The organism is Glutamicibacter creatinolyticus, from assembly GCF_006094275.1.
Taxonomy (GTDB): Bacteria; Actinomycetota; Actinomycetes; order Actinomycetales; family Micrococcaceae; genus Glutamicibacter; species Glutamicibacter creatinolyticus.
Genome location: NZ_CP034412.1, coordinates 2,094,527 through 2,109,767, shown reverse-complemented (window position 1 = coordinate 2,109,767; position 15,241 = coordinate 2,094,527). Strand labels below are relative to the sequence as shown.

Sequence of the window (15,241 nt, the reverse complement as noted above, 5' to 3'; positions counted from 1 at the left end):
CTAGAGCACTTCCAGTTCCGTCACCTGCCAGCGTCCGTGCCAGGGCTCGATTCGAAGAGCCACGGCACGGACGCGGTGCTTAAAGGCCAGAACCGCAGCGCATTCATAGGCCCCGGACTGGGTTTGCTCCATCCGGATGGTGCGCACACAGCCGTGGGTGGTCCCCGGCTGCGCGGTGGTGGTGAAATTGCGGGTCTCGATGAGCATCTGCCGTTTAATCTTTTCAACACAGCCTGGCTCCATCGCGAAATTGAGCTGGCGGATGCTGCGGTACCCGGAAAGCACCTCGAAGACGGCGCGGGCCACGGCGTGGCACAGCTGGACCGCGGCCATTCTGCCGGTACGCGGTGCCGGGGCCCGGTGGAAGATCCAGTTCATGGGTTTGGCAATGGCCTGCGGGCTTTGATGGCGCGTCGGATGTGGCAACGCCGGGCCCTGCAGGCGCACCGTCAGGTGAGCAGCGGGTCGTTGTAGCCAGCTCACCGAGGTGACGCTGGGGTGGAGGGTGGTGGTGGACATGGTGATGACCTTTCAAGAGGATCAACCCGTGGGGCCGGGGCTGATCTGGGTATCAGGGTGTGGGCAGGTGCAGCACCATGCCGACCTGTAGAAGATCCGGATCGGCACCGATCACGTCCCGGTTGCGTTGATGGATGCGTGGCCAGTAGGCGGCCACGTCACCGATGGAAGCGCTTTCGCCCAGCCGGGTCCGGGCGATGTCCCACAGGGTGTCTCCGTGCCGGATAATCACTTCCTGCACCACGGGCCGGGACTGCGCCGCGCCCGGGGGAGTACCCAGGGTGCGGCCGAGGGGAATTGCGGTGCGCTGCGCGTTCCAGGTGGGCACCGGTACGCCCGGTTCCCTCCGGTCATCCGATGTCCCTGCACCGACAGGGAGGCCGGGACCGGGAATGGTATTGGCGGCGGCCTGAGCGGCCACGGCAGCGGTCCCCAGCGGCATGGCGGTCACCAGTCCAACCCCCAGCCCGGAAATGTAGAGGCGTCGCAAAAACCGCGGACCCACCCTTCCCAGCATCAGCGCCAAGCGCTGATGACCTCGAAGGGCCGCCGTGCGTGAGAGCAAGTGCGCGAGCCAGCCCAGGCAGAGCCAGAGCAGGTAGCCAATGAGGAACAAGGTCAGTGCGCGCAGGAACAGGCCGCAGGAGACAGGCAGGTGCCAGCTGCTCCACCGTTGCGGCTCAAGGCCAGAGAGCATCCGATGCAGCCAGAGCAGGCTGATCAGCGCCGCCGCCACAGCCACGGTTACCAGCGAGGCAGCCAGCCGTTTCTGCCACATCCCAACCACATCCTTTGTTGTTTAATGGCATTTGATGTCATTTGAATAAGATGATGACACTTGAAGTTGATTAAGGGAAGGCTCTTGTTGAAAATTGTGGAGGCCCGTAGGGTGTGGACATGCGATGGGAATCCTTGTTTGCGGATCTTGAATCCCAGCTGCAGGCACAGCTGGCAGAAGACCTGCGAGCGGAAATCGCCGAATCGGTTCGGGTGGAGCAGGCGCGGCAGACACTGGCCGAACGGCTGCTGACCTGCCAGGGCCGGCGCTTGTCGCTCCGGCTGGCCGGGGGCGAGGAGCTCACGGCACGGCTGGGGCCGGTTGGCAATGACTACCTGTGCCTGGAAGAGTCCGCGACCCGCTGGCTCATCCGCGCCGCCGCCGTGCAGACGGTAGCCCTGCCGCCCAAGCCTTCCGCGCACAGCGAGACGGTGAAACTTGCGGCCGCAAGATTCGCGGCGGTGTTGCGTGCCCTGCTACGCGACCGGAACCCGGTCCAGGTGCACGGGACTGATGGCCAACTCCTGGGGGAGGGGACACTACTGCAGGCAGCCCAGGACTTCATCGTGCTGGGCACCCACGCGCGGGACGAATATGCCCGCCCGCGCAGCATTACCTCCGAACTGCTCATCCCGCACACCGCGCTGGGCTGGTTGATGCTGGAACACCGGCACTGAGGCCCCGCCGGGTCCCTGCCAGCGCCCACGAAATCCACAATCCTGGATTCGCCCCTTCACAGTTGCCCGTTCTTCCATTAGGCTCACCGCACAACATGCAGGTTCTCAAATGAGGTGAACGCCGTGGTTGCCGAGGCGCGCAGCAAGCACCAGACGGTACCGGTCAGCCCCCGGGTGCGCCGTGCCAGATGGAAGGAACCGCGGCTGCTGCTGGGCCTGCTGCTGGTGGCGGCCGCCGTGACCGGCACCGTGGTGCTGGTCAACTCCATGGATGAGCGCACAGCGGTGTATGTGGCCAAGCAGGACATCACGCTGGGTGAGCCGCTGGGTGAAGAGAACCTGGAGGTTGCCCACGTGCAGCTGGGTGACTCCATGCAGCACTATGTGCCGGCCGAGGCGCAGCACCTGCAGGATGCCCGGGCGAACACCTTCATCGGCTCCGGGCAGCTGATCGCCCAGGACTTCGTCACCCGCAGTGAACTGGGTTCGCGACGGCCCATCAACATTGACCTGCCGGTGGACCTGTCCCCGGCCATCACCCCCGGCAGCAGGGTCGACGTGTGGATCGCCCAGCGGGAGCCGGGTACCGCCAGCTATGGAACCCCGGAACTGCTGGCGAACCTCGTGGAAGTTTCGGCACGCACCGAACGAGCCGCTGGACTGGTCGGGCAGAGTGCCGTCAACCTGGAGCTGCTGGTGGAACCGGCCTATCTTGAACCCCTGCTGCAGGCATTGGCCAATGAATCACGGATCATTGTGGTGTACAACCCGGCCGGTGAATCCTCATGAGCATCTCGGTGGTGGTCCTTGGCCAAGACCCCGATCTGGTGCGCCGGATCGAGAGCTACCGCGGGGAGCTGATGGTGGTGCGGGTCTGCCAGGAGATCCCCGAGGCGGTTGCGGCCTGCACCTCCAATCGGGTGGACGTGCTGCTGGTTGCCGAACCGGGCCTGATGCCGGCCATGGAGCAGGTCGACTACGTGCAGGAACGTGACGTGGTGCTGGTGCTGCTGGACACCGAGGTCTCCCCGATCCCCGGGGTGATTTCCGCCGCCCCCAGCGGCAGCGCCGCCGAACTGGAAACCCTGATCGCCCAGGGGCTGCGCGAGCGGGAGCTGGACCGGCCCTCTGGCGGCGCCCTGGGCCAGGGCCTAATGGGAGCGGAGTCAGGGCGCGAACCGGGAAGGGTGAGCACCTTCTGGAGTGGGGCCGGCTCCCCGGGGCGCAGCACGCTGGCGCTGAATTTCGCGGTGGAGGCGGCAGCCGCCGGCGAATCGGTGGTCCTCATCGATGCCGATACCTACGCCTCATCCCTGGCCATCCAGCTGGGAATGCTCGATGAGGCGGCAGCGGTGGCACAGTTGTGCCGGGTTGTGGACACCGGGCACTTCGATGCTGCCCGCCTTGAAGCGGTGTTGACCACAATCCAGGTCGGATCCTCCACCTTGAAGGTGGCCAGCGGAATCCCGCGCGCCAGTCGTTGGCCCGAGGTGCGGGCCGCCTCGCTGCGCCGGGCCGTGGCGGTACTGAAGGAACACCATGACCGGGTCATCCTGGACGTGGCCGCCCCGGTGGAAACCGACGAACAGCTCAGCTTCGACACCTACGCCCCGCAGCGCAACGGGGTCAGCGTGGAGGCATTGCGCTTTTCCGACGAGGTGATCATGGTCGTGGCCGCGAACAGTGTGGGCATTCCCCGGGCCATCCGGGCCCTGGATGAACTGGCTGAGGCGCAGCTGCACCCACAGTTGCGGATCCTGTTCAACAAGGTCGGCTCGGCTTCCTCCGGCAGGGCCCCGCGCCGCGGCATTGCGGAGGCCTGGGAGCGCTTCGGGCCCTCCTATCCCATCCTCGGTTTTTTGCCTGATGACCACTCGGTTTGCCAGGCTGCGGTGCTGGCCGGAAGCTCATTGTTGGAGTTGGCACCACGTTGCGCACTACGCTCAGAAATCCGCGCCCTGGCCGGCAAGAAACTACCATTTCGGGCAACCACACCGAAGCCGAAGCCGGGGCGCGAGAGAGTGTAGGAAATCGGCGGGAAAAACGCGATAGGCTGGTAGACATCGTGCATTCGCAATGGGGCGAATCGTTGATCTTCACTCTTGGAGGCGTTCAGTTGAACTCGTCGGAATCGGCCGTGTCAGAAGCATTTATGAATGCGACACTCACCAACGACCTGATCAGTGAGTACTATAGTCAAATCGCCAGGGAGGACTTTGCCGCCTACCAGCCCGGAGAGCTGGAGGAGCGGGTGGCGGCCCACCTGGGTATCGGGTTCGTTAGGCAGCCGAAAACCGCGAATGTCGTGGTGAAGTCCAGTGCCGGCAGCTCCGTGGTCTACATCGTCACCGACGACATGCCGTTCCTGGTCAATTCCGTGACCACTGAGCTGGTGCGCCAGAAATGCCCGATCCACTTGGTCGTGCACCCCACCTTCGTGGTTTCCCGCGATACCGAGACCGGTGAAATCAAGTCACTGACCCCCACCGACGCCCAGCATGTGGCCAGCGGCGACACTGCCGCGCTCGCCGACCTGAGCACCCTGAATCTGGCCGGGAGCAACACCGAGGTTGAATCCTGGATCTCCGTGGAACTGGACCACGAGATGAGCGAGGAGCAGGCCGAGGAAGTCACCACCGGCCTGCAGTCCGTGCTCAGCGACGTGCGCATGGCCGTCGAGGACTGGCCGAAGCTGATGGACCGTGCCCACGAAATCGCCGCCACGCTGCCCCAAACCGTGGGAGCCGAGGACATCCCGGACCTTGATCAGGCCGTGGAACTGCTGAACTGGATGGCCGATGGCCGCTTCACCTTCCTGGGCTACCGCGACTACGAGCTGGTCACCGAGCACGGCGAGGACGTGCTGCGCGCCCGCCGGGGCAGCGGCCTGGGCCTGATGCGCGACGCCGATGACCGCGGCCCGCTGCACCTGACCAAGCGCGGCCGGGCCACGGCACGCGACAAGCGCGCCCTGGTGATCACCAAGGCCAACGCCCGCTCCACCGTGCACCGGGGCACCTACCTGGACTATGTGGGTGTCAAGAGCTTTGACGCCAATGGGGAGGTCAATGGCGAACGCCGCTTCATCGGCCTGTTCTCCTCCAGCCTGTACACCTCAAGCGTCACCGCCGTGCCGCTGGTGCGCGAAAAGGTCGCCGCAGTGCTCAAGCACGCCGGCTTCGCCCCGGACTCGCACTCGGGCAAGGACATTGTCACCATCCTGGAAACCTACCCACGCGATGAGCTGTTCCAGATCTCCGTGGAGGACCTGACCAACACCGCCATGGGCATCCTGCGCCTGCAGGAGCGCCGCCGCACCTCCGTCTTCCTGCGCCCCGATGACTACGGCCGGTTCATGTCCGTGATGGTCTACCTGCCGCGTGACCGCTTCTCCACCCTGGTCCGCCAGCGCATCGAGGATGTGCTCAAGCAGTCCTTCAACCCGGATTCCATGGAATACGACGTGCTGATGAGCGACTCGGCTCTGATCCGCCTGTTCTACCGGATCCGTCTGCAGCGCCACGGCCTGGCCCCGGTGGTGGACCGCAAGCACCTGGAGACCCGCATCGCCAACGCGGTGCGTTCCTGGGGTGAAGCGGTGCACGATGCGGCCCACGAGCGCCTGGAAGCCAACGAGGCCCGCAACCTGGCCCGGTCCTGGTCCGAGGCCTTCCCCGAGTCCTACAAGGTCCAGTTCGAGATCGAGGATGCGCTGGCGGACATTGAACGCCTGGCCCAGCTCGATGAGCCGGCCCAGGAAGGTCCGGTCGTCTCCTTCTACGCCCCGACCGACGAGCATGAGGACAGCCCGGTCAGCGTCCGGATGAAGATCTACGTCAACCGTCCGCTGATGCTCTCGCGCATCCTGCCGGTGCTGCAGGACCTGGGCCTGGAAGTCGTGGACGAGCGGCCCTTCGAGCTGCAGCCGCAGGACGGCGAACAGCGCTACATCTACGACCTGGGCCTGAAGGTCGATGAGGACATCGACTTCTCCGCCGTCCAGGACCTGCTGGCCGAAACCTACTCGGCGGTGGTGCGCAACGCCGCCGAATCCGATGAGCTGAACGCCCTGGTGCTGCGCGAGGGACTGCACTGGACCGAAGTGGCCATGCTGCGCGCCTACGCCCACTACCTGCTGCAGCTGGGGGTTCCGAACTCCACCGACTTCATCGCCAGCACCCTGGTCTCCAACGCCGAAGTCACCCACGGGATCGTGAGCCTCTTCCACGCCATCTTCGACCCGAAGCTCTCGGCCGAGGAGTCCGAGGCGGCCCGCGAGGAAGCCCACCAGAAGATCAGCGCGGCCCTGGAAAGCGTGCCGACCCTGGATGCCGACAAGCTGCTGCGCCGCTTCGTGAAGGTCATCGAGGCGACCAAGCGCACCAACTACTATGCCGCCGGGCACGCGCTGGGCTTCAAGCTGGCCCCGAATGAGATCGACTTCGCGCCGTTCCCACGCCCCAAGCACGAGTTCTGGGTGTACTCCCCGCGCGTGGAGGGCGTGCACTTCCGCTTCGGCGCCGTCGCCCGTGGCGGCCTGCGCTGGTCGGACCGCCGCGAAGACTTCCGCACGGAGGTGCTGGGCCTGGTCAAGGCGCAGATGGTGAAGAACTCGGTGATCGTGCCCACCGGCGCCAAGGGCGGCTTCTACGCCAAGCAGCTGCCGAACCCGGCCGTGGACCGCGGCGCCTGGATGGAGGAGGGCAAGGCCTCCTACCGGATCTTCATCCGCACCATGCTGGACCTGACCGACAACGTCATCACCGATGAGCAGGGCCAGCGGGTGGTGCCGCCGGTGGACGTGGTGCGCCGCGACGGGGATGACACCTACCTGGTGGTCGCCGCCGACAAGGGCACCGCGAGCTTCTCCGACACCGCCAACGCAATCTCCGAGGAAAAGGGCCACTGGTTGGGCGACGCGTTCGCCTCGGGCGGCTCGGTGGGCTATGACCACAAGGGCATGGGCATCACCGCCCGCGGTGCCTGGGAATCGGTCAAGCGCCACTTCTTCGAACTCGGCGTGGACTCGCAAAGCGAACAGTTCACCGCCGTGGGCATCGGGGACATGTCCGGTGACGTGTTCGGCAACGGCATGCTGCGCACCAAGACCATCAAGCTGGTGGCCGCCTTCGACCACCGCGACATCTTCCTGGATCCGAACCCGGAGCCTGAGGCGGCCTTCACCGAACGCCAGCGGCTCTACAACCTGCCGCGCTCCAGCTGGGCCGACTACAACAAGGACCTGATCTCCGCCGGCGGCGGGGTATTCTCCCGGTCGCTGAAGTCGGTGCCGGTCAGCGCCGAAGTCCGCGAGCTGCTCGGCCTGCCCGATGACACCACCGCGATGGCGCCCAACGACCTGCTCAAGGCGATCCTCTCGGCCAAGGTCGACCTGCTGTACAACGGCGGCATCGGCACCTACATCAAGGCCAGCACCGAAAGCCACGGCCAGGTCGGGGACCGCGCCAACGACGCCATCCGCGTGGACGGACGCCAGGTGCAGGCCCGCATCATCGGTGAGGGCGGCAACCTGGGCATGACCCAGCGTGGCCGCATCGAGGCCGCGGCCAATGGGGTCATCCTGAACACCGACGCCATTGACAACTCGGCCGGCGTGGACACCTCCGACCGCGAGGTGAACATCAAGATCTTCGTGGACCGCCAGGTCAAGGCCGGGGCCATCGACCCTGCCGAGCGTGCGGACTTCCTGATCTCGATGACCGACAACGTCGCCGACCTGGTGTTGGAGACCAACTTCAACCAGAACGTGCTGCTGCTGAACGAAAAGCACGCGGCCAAGACCTGGACCCCGGCCTACGAACGGCTGATGGACTGGCTGGAGGAGCACGCGGATCTGAACCGTGAGCTGGAGTTCCTGCCCTCGAACAGCGAACTGGAGGCCCGGCGCGCTTCGGGCGGATCCATGACCACCCCGGAACTGGCAGTGATCACCGCGTACGCGAAGATCCAGTTGGCCCAGGCGCTGGCCGAATCGGACCTGACCGAGGACGACTACTTCTTCGCCACCCTCAAGCGCTACTTCCCGAGCCAGCTCTCCGAGCGGTTCGGGGAAGAACTGGACAGCCATCCGCTGCGCAACGAGATCGTGGCGACCGTGGTGGCCAACGAAATCGTGAACATCGGCGGCATCACCTACATCTTCCGCGCCATGGAGGAAACCGGGGCCACCGAGGCGCAGATCGCCAAGGTCTTCTGCGCGCTGCGGGAGATCTACGAGTACGAACGCTGGTTCCAGGAAATCAACCTGCAGCCGGCCGGGCAGGACATCGGTTATTGGTCGCGCCAGCACCACGACCTGCGCCGTCTGCTGGACCGCACCACCCGCTGGTTCCTGAACCATGTGGACCTGGAACTGAGCGTCGGGGAAATGGTGGAACGCTACGCCGCCAAGGTGCAGAAGCTGCGCGCCCAGCTGCCGCAGCTGCTGCGCGGGGTGGATGCCGCCCGCTTCGCCACCTGGCGTGAAGATGCCATCCAGCACGGGCTGACCGAGGAGCAGGCGATCCACTGGGCCGGACAGTTCGAGTCCTATGCCCTGCTGGACATCGCCGACTACATCTTCCGCAACGACGCCGACACCGAGCAGGTGGCCACCACCTACTTCGCGCTGTACGCCAAGTTCGAGGTCGACGCCCTGCTGAACCGGATCACCGCGCTGCCGCGCACCGACCGCTGGAAGGCACTGGCCCGTGCCGCGCTGCGCGATGACCTGTACTCCACGATCATTGACATGACCGGGGACGTGCTGGACGCGGCCGGAGACCTGCAGGACGCCGACGCGCGTGTTGCGGCCTGGGAGGAAGCCAACACGGCTAACCTTGATCGTGCGAAGAACATGTTCCAGGAGGTCAACAACCTGGAACGCGACGACATGGCCTCGCTGTCCGTCGCACTTCGCCTGCTGCGTTCCATCGTCCGGAGGAAGTAACACACCATGGCCCTCATCACCGAGCAACTGCGCGAAAATTCTCAGCTCGGGCCCGGTGATGAGGACTGGTTGCATCTGCTGGTGGGGGACTGGCAACTGGTCGCCGATCTTGCGTTCGCCGACCTGGTGCTCTGGTTCCCCACCGGGGACGGGTCCTACGTGGCCCTGGCGCACGTGCGGCCCTCCACCTCGCACACCGCGTTCCACACCGACTTCGTTGGGGAGCGGATCCGCAAGGACCTGCGGATCATGGTGGACGAGGCCTGGGCCACCGGGCAGTTACAGCGTTCCGTGCAGCACCCGGCCGACCTGGCCGGGCAGAGTACAGTCCAGGCCGTCCCCCTGGTCCGCCAGGGAGGGAAGGTCGCGGTCATCACCTCCCACTTCGACCTGGCCTCCAGCCGCACCCCCTCCAACCTGGAACTGGTCTACCGGCAAAGCGCCGATGACCTGCTGACCATGGGCACCCTCGGGCTCTGGCCCGACTTCGCTAGCCCGACCGGGTCACGGCGCGGCGCCCCGCGGGTAGGCGACGGCTTCATCCGGATGGACGCCGCCGGGGTGGTGGAATACGCCAGCCCCAACGCGGTGTCGGCGTTTCGCCGGCTCGGAGCCGCCGAGGTATTGCAGGGCCAGTCGCTGTCGGACCTGACCATGGCACTGGTCAGCGACCGGCGGGTTATTGACGAAACCCTGCCGCTGGTGGTCCAGGGCAAAATGCCGTGGCGCACCGAAATGGAGTACCGCGGGGTGAACATTTCGCTGCGTGCCATCCCGCTGCGCGACGAACGCCGCCGCTGGGGATCCCTGGTTTTGTGCCGGGATGTGACCGAGCTGCGCCGGCGGGAAAAGGAACTGGTCACCAAGGACGCCACCATCCGCGAAATCCACCATCGGGTGAAGAACAACCTGCAGACGGTGGCCGCGCTGTTGCGCATGCAGTCCCGGCGCATGAACTCGGCCGAGGGCAAACAGGGTCTGGAACAGGCCATGCGCCGGGTCTCAACCATCGCCTCGGTACACGATTTCCTGTCCAAGGGCTTGAACGAAACCGTAAAATTTGATGACCTGATGGACCGACAGTTCCGGTTCATCGTTGAAATCGCCAGTCCGAGCCAGCGGGTTCGCACCGTGCGCGAAGGGGAGTTCGGGATGCTGCCGGCCGAACTGGCCACCCCGTTGTCCCTGGTCATCAACGAACTGGCCACCAACGCAGTGGAACACGGGCTGGCCGGTCGTGACGGGGAAGTGCGGCTACTGGCCGAACGATACCTGGGCCGGGACGGCCACAAGTGGCTGCGAGTCACGGTCAGCGACAACGGCCATGGGTTGCCCGAGGGGGAGTACAGCGAGGGTCTGGGACTGCAGATCGTGCGCACCCTGGTCACCAGCGAGCTGCGCGGCGAAATCCACTGGAACCAGGCAGCGAACCAGGGCACCGAAGTGGTCATTGAGATGCCGCTGGACTTGCGCAGCAACGCCCACTAACGCTGCGAGCCGATACCGCGCATGACTAAGGCGGGTGAATCCATTATGGATTCACCCGCCTTAGTCATGCGGCGTACCGGTTAGCCAGGCCCCGTGCCCCCGTTCTGGCAGAACACGGCACCCGGCCACCGACTAGCGGTACTGCTTCATCAGGGATTTGACGTTGGCGACATAAACCTTGGTGTCGGAATACATCCCGTACTTCCGCACCCCGCCCAGGCCCTGGTAGTACGCGGCGATGGCGTGGTCCAGGCTCTCGGCGTTGTCGAGGTTGTACTTGATGGTGGCAACGCCGGCCGCGACGTTGTCCCGCGGATCCAACAGGTTCAGCTTGCGCCCCACCATGCCCGACATCCATTCACCGGTGCTCGGGATCACCTGCATGGCTCCAATGGCGTTGGCGGGGGAGACCGCGCGCTGGTTGAAACCGGACTCCTGCTGAGCGTGGGCCAGGGCCAGGGCCGGGTCAACTCCCATGCTCCTGGCAGTGCTGCGGATCAGCGCCTGCATCTCGGAGCGGCTGGGAACCGAGATCGAATCCAGGTAGGCCTTGTTCTCATTGGCGCTGCGCACGGTGGCATCAGGATAAGTGCGCCCGGCGAAGGTGTTGCCGATCTTCTGTGTCGGCTTCACGCCCGCGTTCGGCTTTACCGAGGAACCAGAAACCTTCAGCTTCGTGTTGATCTGCAACGGAGTCTGGGTGCTGACCTCTGGGTTCAGATCCAGCAGACGGCTCAGCGAAATCCCGTGCTTGGCAGCAATGCCGCCGAGGGTATCGCCGGACTTGACGCTGTAGCTGCTGGTGCCGCTCGACTTCGGGGCACTGTTCGACTGCGAGGTCGGCTTCGGCGAGGAGGACTGGGCCGATCCGCTGAGCTTGAGCTTGTCACCAGGGAAGATCAGCGACTTGGAGGACAAGTTGTTCATGCTCATCAGCTTGCTCAGGCTGATCCCGTTGCGGGCCGCGATCGCACCCAGGGTATCCCCGGCCTTGACGGTGTAGCTGCCGCCGGTGGTCTTGCCGCTGTCCTTCTTGGGGCTGCTCTTGGATGGTGTTGAGGAGCCGCCGAAGTTCAGCTTCTGTCCGACGTAGATGCGGTCGCCGGAGGGGTTTCCTGCGGCCTTGCGGACCTCGGAGAGGGAGACGTCCAGGCGGTGGGCGATGTGGCCCATGGTGTCTCCGGCCTTCACGGTGTAGCTTTCGCTGCTGGCCGCGCCGCGGGTGTTCTTCGCGGTCTTCTTCTCCGACGAGGAATTCTTGCCTGGAACCTTCAGCTTCTGGCCCTCGCGGATCAGGTCGCTGTCTAGGTCATTGATCTTCTTCAGTTCGGAGACCGAGGAATCGTATTCGCGAGCCAGGCTCCACAACGAAGCGCCCGACGGCACCTTAATCTCCTTGACCTGCCGTTGCGCGGGCAATCCCAGGGTAGGGATTCGCGAGGCCAACAGGTGGGCCTTAATGTGTTCTTCAGCGATCTTCACCGTCTGGGGGGAAACGCTCTTGGGCGTCAAGACGGAGGATTTGGTCAACTCTACTTGCGAGGCCTGGGCCGGGGCTGCGGCAAGGCTGCCCAGGACAACCGCCGGAATTGCTGCACCAGCGACGGCACTCAACGCATGCTTGGTGACACGAATCGAATCTTGGGGCATGTATTTTTCCTCAATTGAAGGAGTCGATGAGACCTGAGCAACCCTTTCCACGACAAGCATGATGTTGCTGTGGATTGTGTTGCAATTGTTATCAAAGTGATATCTGAAAATTTACACTACTAGTGGGGCGCAAGGAAACCAATGGGTCAGGTTTTCCTCAAGTTTTCATTATGCGAACACAACTCCCGTGGAGTGTGCGACCCTTAAAGCGTGAAAGAACTAGAGAATCTCATTGGGGAATGGCTGAACCTGCCGGACATGGCAGAGGCCTTGGACACCGATATTCGTCAGGTACACCGGCTCATCGACGATCGAAAAATCATCGCGGTTCGCATCGGGGAACCTCCGGTGCGTTCGGTTCCCGCAGAATTTGTCATGGACGGGCAAGTTGTAGACAGCCTAAAGGGAACCCTAACGGTGCTGCGCGACGCTGCCTTCTCGGACGAGGAAGCTCTCCGCTGGCTTTTTACGCCGGACGACACCCTGCCCGGGACGCCGATGGAAGCACTGCGTCAGGGACGCAAGACCGAAATTCGTCGTCGTGCCCAGGCCATGGCCTGGTAATCACGCCGAACAGAACAAAAATCCGTTGCCCCGAGGAGGGCAACGGATTTTTTATGCCCCTCAGGCATCCGCAGGTGTATCAGTCGGACTTTATCGAATAGTAATCACTTGATGCGTTTGGTCACGGCATCGCTAAGCAGGGCCATGCCCGCCACCGCCAGGGGTGCAACCGGGATCCGCTCCATCGCGGTCAACGCGGTGGCGGTCAACTCCTCAATGCTCTGTTCGGTGGCCTTCAACGCACCGCATTCCTTGAGGATTGAGCTGATGCGCAGTACCTCATCGTCGCCGAGGTCGGGCGCGCCAAGGCGCTCGGTGATCAGTTGGCGTTCCGCATCGGAGGCCAGGAGCGTGGCGTGCGCGATCATTTCCGTGCGCTTGCCCTCGCGCAGGTCGTCGCCCGCCGGCTTGCCGGTGATCGAGGGATCACCAAATACGCCCAGGACGTCATCCCGCAACTGGAATGCCTCACCCAGGGGCAGCGCGAAGGCCTGATAGGAATCCAACAAGTCCGGGCTGGCGCCGGCAAGAGCCCCACCCAGAAGGAAGGGATTTTCCGTGGAGTACTTCGCCGACTTGTAGCGCACGATCGTGCGCGCCCGCTTGACCGCTTCGGCCGGGTCGTAAGCCGACCCAGCCGATTCCTCCAGAATGTCCAGGTACTGACCGGCCATGACCTGGGTGCGCATCCGATTGAAAATGCGACGAGTGTCGGCAGTTGCGGAGGCTACCGAGGCGAACACCTCTTCGCTCAGCGACAGACACAGATCTCCCGCCAGGATTGCGCTGGCCCCACCGTAATGCGCCGCATCACCGCTCAGTCCGGCCTCACGGTGCTGCGCCTCGAAGCGCTTGTGCACGCTGGGCTGTCCCCGTCGTGTATCGGAACGGTCAATTAGGTCATCGTGGATCAGCGCGGCCGCCTGAAAGAGCTCCAGCGAAACACCCACCTTCACGATGTCATCGTCCATCGCGTCCCCGCCAGCTCCAATGAATCCCCAGAAGGCGAAAGCCGGCCGCAGTCGTTTGCCCCCGCGGGTTAGGGCCTTAATGGCGTCAACCAAGGCCACGGCGCTGGCGGTAATGGAGCCTACCTCGGCCGCTTTGGCCTCAAGGAATGAGTCCAATTCTGCGGTTAACCGCTGCGTGTAAGTCCGGGTGAGCTCTTCAGCTTCAGGCGCTTGGGCAACAATGGACTGGGGCAGCGACATTCGGTTCCAATTCTCTGTATGACGAGGGAAAGAGATTACATCCACTCTACCGTCTCGCCGGGTTGGCGCACGTTGCGGGTGAGGAATTCACGGCCAGCGGAAAGATGCTGGACGGGCACCGGAAGAACTCGTCAATTTGTCGGTACGCACCGGTAAACTTAAGCCATGACTGATAAGGCTGAGCGGGCGATTTTGCACGTGGACATGGACGCCTTCTTCGTGTCAGTGGAACTGCTGTCTCGCCCAGAGCTAGCGGGCAAGCAGGTGATTGTTGGGCACCCGCAGGGGCGCAGCGTCGTGCTTTCAGCATCCTACGATTGCCGGGCCCTGGGAGTTCATTCGGCAATGCCGATGTCCCAGGCGATGGGCCTGGCCCCGAATGCAACCATCGTGGAACCGAACCATCACAGCTACTCTGCGATTTCCGCCAAGATCATGCAGTACTTCTCCACGATTACCCCTCTGGTCGAACAGCTGAGCATTGACGAGGCGTTCCTGGACGTGACCGGCAGCATGCGGCGCCTGGGCGGCCCGGTGCGGATCGCCCAGCAGATCAAGCAGTACCTCAAGGATGAGCTGGGGCTTCCGGCCAGCGTCGGGATCGCCCGCAATAAGTTCGTGGCCAAGTTGGCATCGGAGCATGCCAAGCCCAACGGCCTGGTGGTCGTGGCACCGCAGCGCACCGTTGAATTTCTGCATCAGTTGCCGGTCTCTGCGCTGTGGGGCGTGGGGAAGCGTTCCCTGGAGCAGCTGCATCGGGCAGGGATTGAAACCGTGGAGCAGCTGGCCCAGTACCCGGAAGATGTCATGGTGCAAAAATTTGGCGAGCATGGCCGCAACCTGCACCGCTTGTCCCGGGGGATCGACGACCGCGAAGTGGTTCCCGTGCGGCAGGAAAAGTCGCTCTCGGCCGAACACACCTTTGAATCGGACCAGAGCGAGTTAAAGCTTTTGGAAGATGAACTGGTGGTGCTCAGCCACAAGGTTGCCCAACGCCTGCGCCGCTCTGGAAAGCTGGCCGAGGCGCTGGCCATCAAGATCAAGTACCAGGACTTCACCACGGTTAATCGTTCCAAAACGCTGCCGGCAGCCACGGATTCTCCCTCGGCTCTGACTAACGGCGTGCTTGAACTGTTCCGCCGTCTGCTGCCACTGCCGCAAGCAGTGCGTCTGGTGGGGGTTAGGGCAGAACGGCTGGGGCAGGAAACCCAGGGAGTGCAGCTGTCCTTGGACCCGATTGACGAGAAGACCCGTGAAGCGGAAAAGATCGCTGACAGCATCGCGCTGAAGTTCCCATCCCAGCGGCTCACTCCAGCGCGGCTATTGCGACCCAAAGGTCCGTCTTCAACTGACTCATGACACCTGGGCCGCAGCGCTGAGACTAAGTCTTATTAACAGCGCAACG

General features: G+C 63.9%; 11 protein-coding genes. 7 read left to right on the top strand and 4 right to left on the bottom strand.

What is annotated here, in order from left to right; all coding sequences use genetic code 11:
- Together GcLGCM259_RS09620 and GcLGCM259_RS09615 are read right to left on the bottom strand one after the other, a co-directional pair.
- Entirely contained in the window at positions 1-519 is a 519-nt protein-coding gene (locus tag GcLGCM259_RS09620) for an Rv3235 family protein (RefSeq protein ID WP_054820954.1), read from the bottom strand.
- 52 nt (positions 520-571) lie between these two features.
- Complete coding sequence (locus GcLGCM259_RS09615) at positions 572-1,297, bottom strand: LysM peptidoglycan-binding domain-containing protein (RefSeq protein ID WP_138177535.1); 726 nt, start codon at positions 1,295-1,297, stop codon at positions 572-574.
- A 119-nt stretch (positions 1,298-1,416) separates the two neighbouring features.
- Between GcLGCM259_RS09615 and GcLGCM259_RS09610 the strand changes: the two genes are divergently transcribed.
- The 5 genes from GcLGCM259_RS09610 (at position 1,417) to GcLGCM259_RS09590 (ending at position 10,411) form a co-directional block, all read left to right on the top strand.
- Positions 1,417-1,974: a hypothetical protein gene (locus GcLGCM259_RS09610; protein WP_138177537.1), complete on the top strand. Its 558-nt coding sequence runs from the start codon at positions 1,417-1,419 to the stop codon at positions 1,972-1,974.
- A gap of 114 nt (positions 1,975-2,088) precedes the next feature.
- On the top strand, positions 2,089-2,763 hold the full coding sequence (locus GcLGCM259_RS09605) for a CpaB family protein (protein ID WP_138177539.1): 675 nt from the start codon (positions 2,089-2,091) through the stop codon (positions 2,761-2,763).
- Positions 2,760-4,001 (top strand): CpaE/TadZ family protein, encoded by a 1,242-nt coding sequence (locus GcLGCM259_RS09600; protein WP_138926479.1) that lies wholly within the window; start codon positions 2,760-2,762, stop codon positions 3,999-4,001. The genes GcLGCM259_RS09605 and GcLGCM259_RS09600 overlap by 4 nt, the downstream gene beginning before the upstream one ends.
- 125 nt (positions 4,002-4,126) lie before the next feature.
- The gene (locus GcLGCM259_RS09595; RefSeq protein WP_138926478.1) at positions 4,127-8,923 is read left to right on the top strand and encodes an NAD-glutamate dehydrogenase; all 4,797 of its coding nucleotides are present in this window, start codon (positions 4,127-4,129) and stop codon (positions 8,921-8,923) included.
- 6 nt (positions 8,924-8,929) lie between these two features.
- On the top strand, positions 8,930-10,411 hold the full coding sequence (locus tag GcLGCM259_RS09590) for a sensor histidine kinase (protein WP_138926477.1): 1,482 nt from the start codon (positions 8,930-8,932) through the stop codon (positions 10,409-10,411).
- A gap of 132 nt (positions 10,412-10,543) precedes the next feature.
- On the opposite strand, the gene GcLGCM259_RS09585 is transcribed toward GcLGCM259_RS09590, so the two are convergent.
- Positions 10,544-12,061, bottom strand: a complete 1,518-nt coding sequence (locus tag GcLGCM259_RS09585; RefSeq protein ID WP_175419382.1) for a LysM peptidoglycan-binding domain-containing protein — start codon at positions 12,059-12,061, stop codon at positions 10,544-10,546.
- 210 nt (positions 12,062-12,271) lie between these two features.
- On the opposite strand from GcLGCM259_RS09585, the gene GcLGCM259_RS09580 reads away from it, so the two are divergent.
- Positions 12,272-12,625: an Rv2175c family DNA-binding protein gene (locus GcLGCM259_RS09580; protein WP_246049511.1), complete on the top strand. Its 354-nt coding sequence runs from the start codon at positions 12,272-12,274 to the stop codon at positions 12,623-12,625.
- A gap of 104 nt (positions 12,626-12,729) precedes the next feature.
- On the opposite strand, the gene GcLGCM259_RS09575 is transcribed toward GcLGCM259_RS09580, so the two are convergent.
- A complete protein-coding gene (locus GcLGCM259_RS09575) occupies positions 12,730-13,836 on the bottom strand; it encodes a polyprenyl synthetase family protein (protein WP_138926475.1) in 1,107 nt (368 codons plus the stop codon).
- A 165-nt stretch (positions 13,837-14,001) separates the two neighbouring features.
- On the opposite strand from GcLGCM259_RS09575, the gene dinB reads away from it, so the two are divergent.
- On the top strand, positions 14,002-15,195 hold the full coding sequence (gene dinB / locus GcLGCM259_RS09570; RefSeq protein ID WP_138926474.1) for a DNA polymerase IV: 1,194 nt from the start codon (positions 14,002-14,004) through the stop codon (positions 15,193-15,195).
- Positions 15,196-15,241: the final 46 nt, after the last annotated feature.

Bases quoted from the DNA above. Each gene is read 5' to 3' on its own strand.
- GcLGCM259_RS09620 (WP_054820954.1), bottom strand. From the start codon at position 519: ATGTCCACCACCACCCTCCACCCCAGCGTCACCTCGGTGAGCTGGCTA.
- GcLGCM259_RS09615 (WP_138177535.1), bottom strand. From the start codon at position 1,297: ATGTGGCAGAAACGGCTGGCTGCCTCGCTGGTAACCGTGGCTGTGGCG.
- GcLGCM259_RS09610 (WP_138177537.1), top strand. From the start codon at position 1,417: ATGCGATGGGAATCCTTGTTTGCGGATCTTGAATCCCAGCTGCAGGCA.
- GcLGCM259_RS09600 (WP_138926479.1), top strand. From the start codon at position 2,760: ATGAGCATCTCGGTGGTGGTCCTTGGCCAAGACCCCGATCTGGTGCGC.
- GcLGCM259_RS09595 (WP_138926478.1), top strand. From the start codon at position 4,127: ATGAATGCGACACTCACCAACGACCTGATCAGTGAGTACTATAGTCAA.
- GcLGCM259_RS09590 (WP_138926477.1), top strand. From the start codon at position 8,930: ATGGCCCTCATCACCGAGCAACTGCGCGAAAATTCTCAGCTCGGGCCC.
- GcLGCM259_RS09585 (WP_175419382.1), bottom strand. From the start codon at position 12,061: ATGCCCCAAGATTCGATTCGTGTCACCAAGCATGCGTTGAGTGCCGTC.
- GcLGCM259_RS09575 (WP_138926475.1), bottom strand. From the start codon at position 13,836: ATGTCGCTGCCCCAGTCCATTGTTGCCCAAGCGCCTGAAGCTGAAGAG.
- dinB (WP_138926474.1), top strand. From the start codon at position 14,002: ATGACTGATAAGGCTGAGCGGGCGATTTTGCACGTGGACATGGACGCC.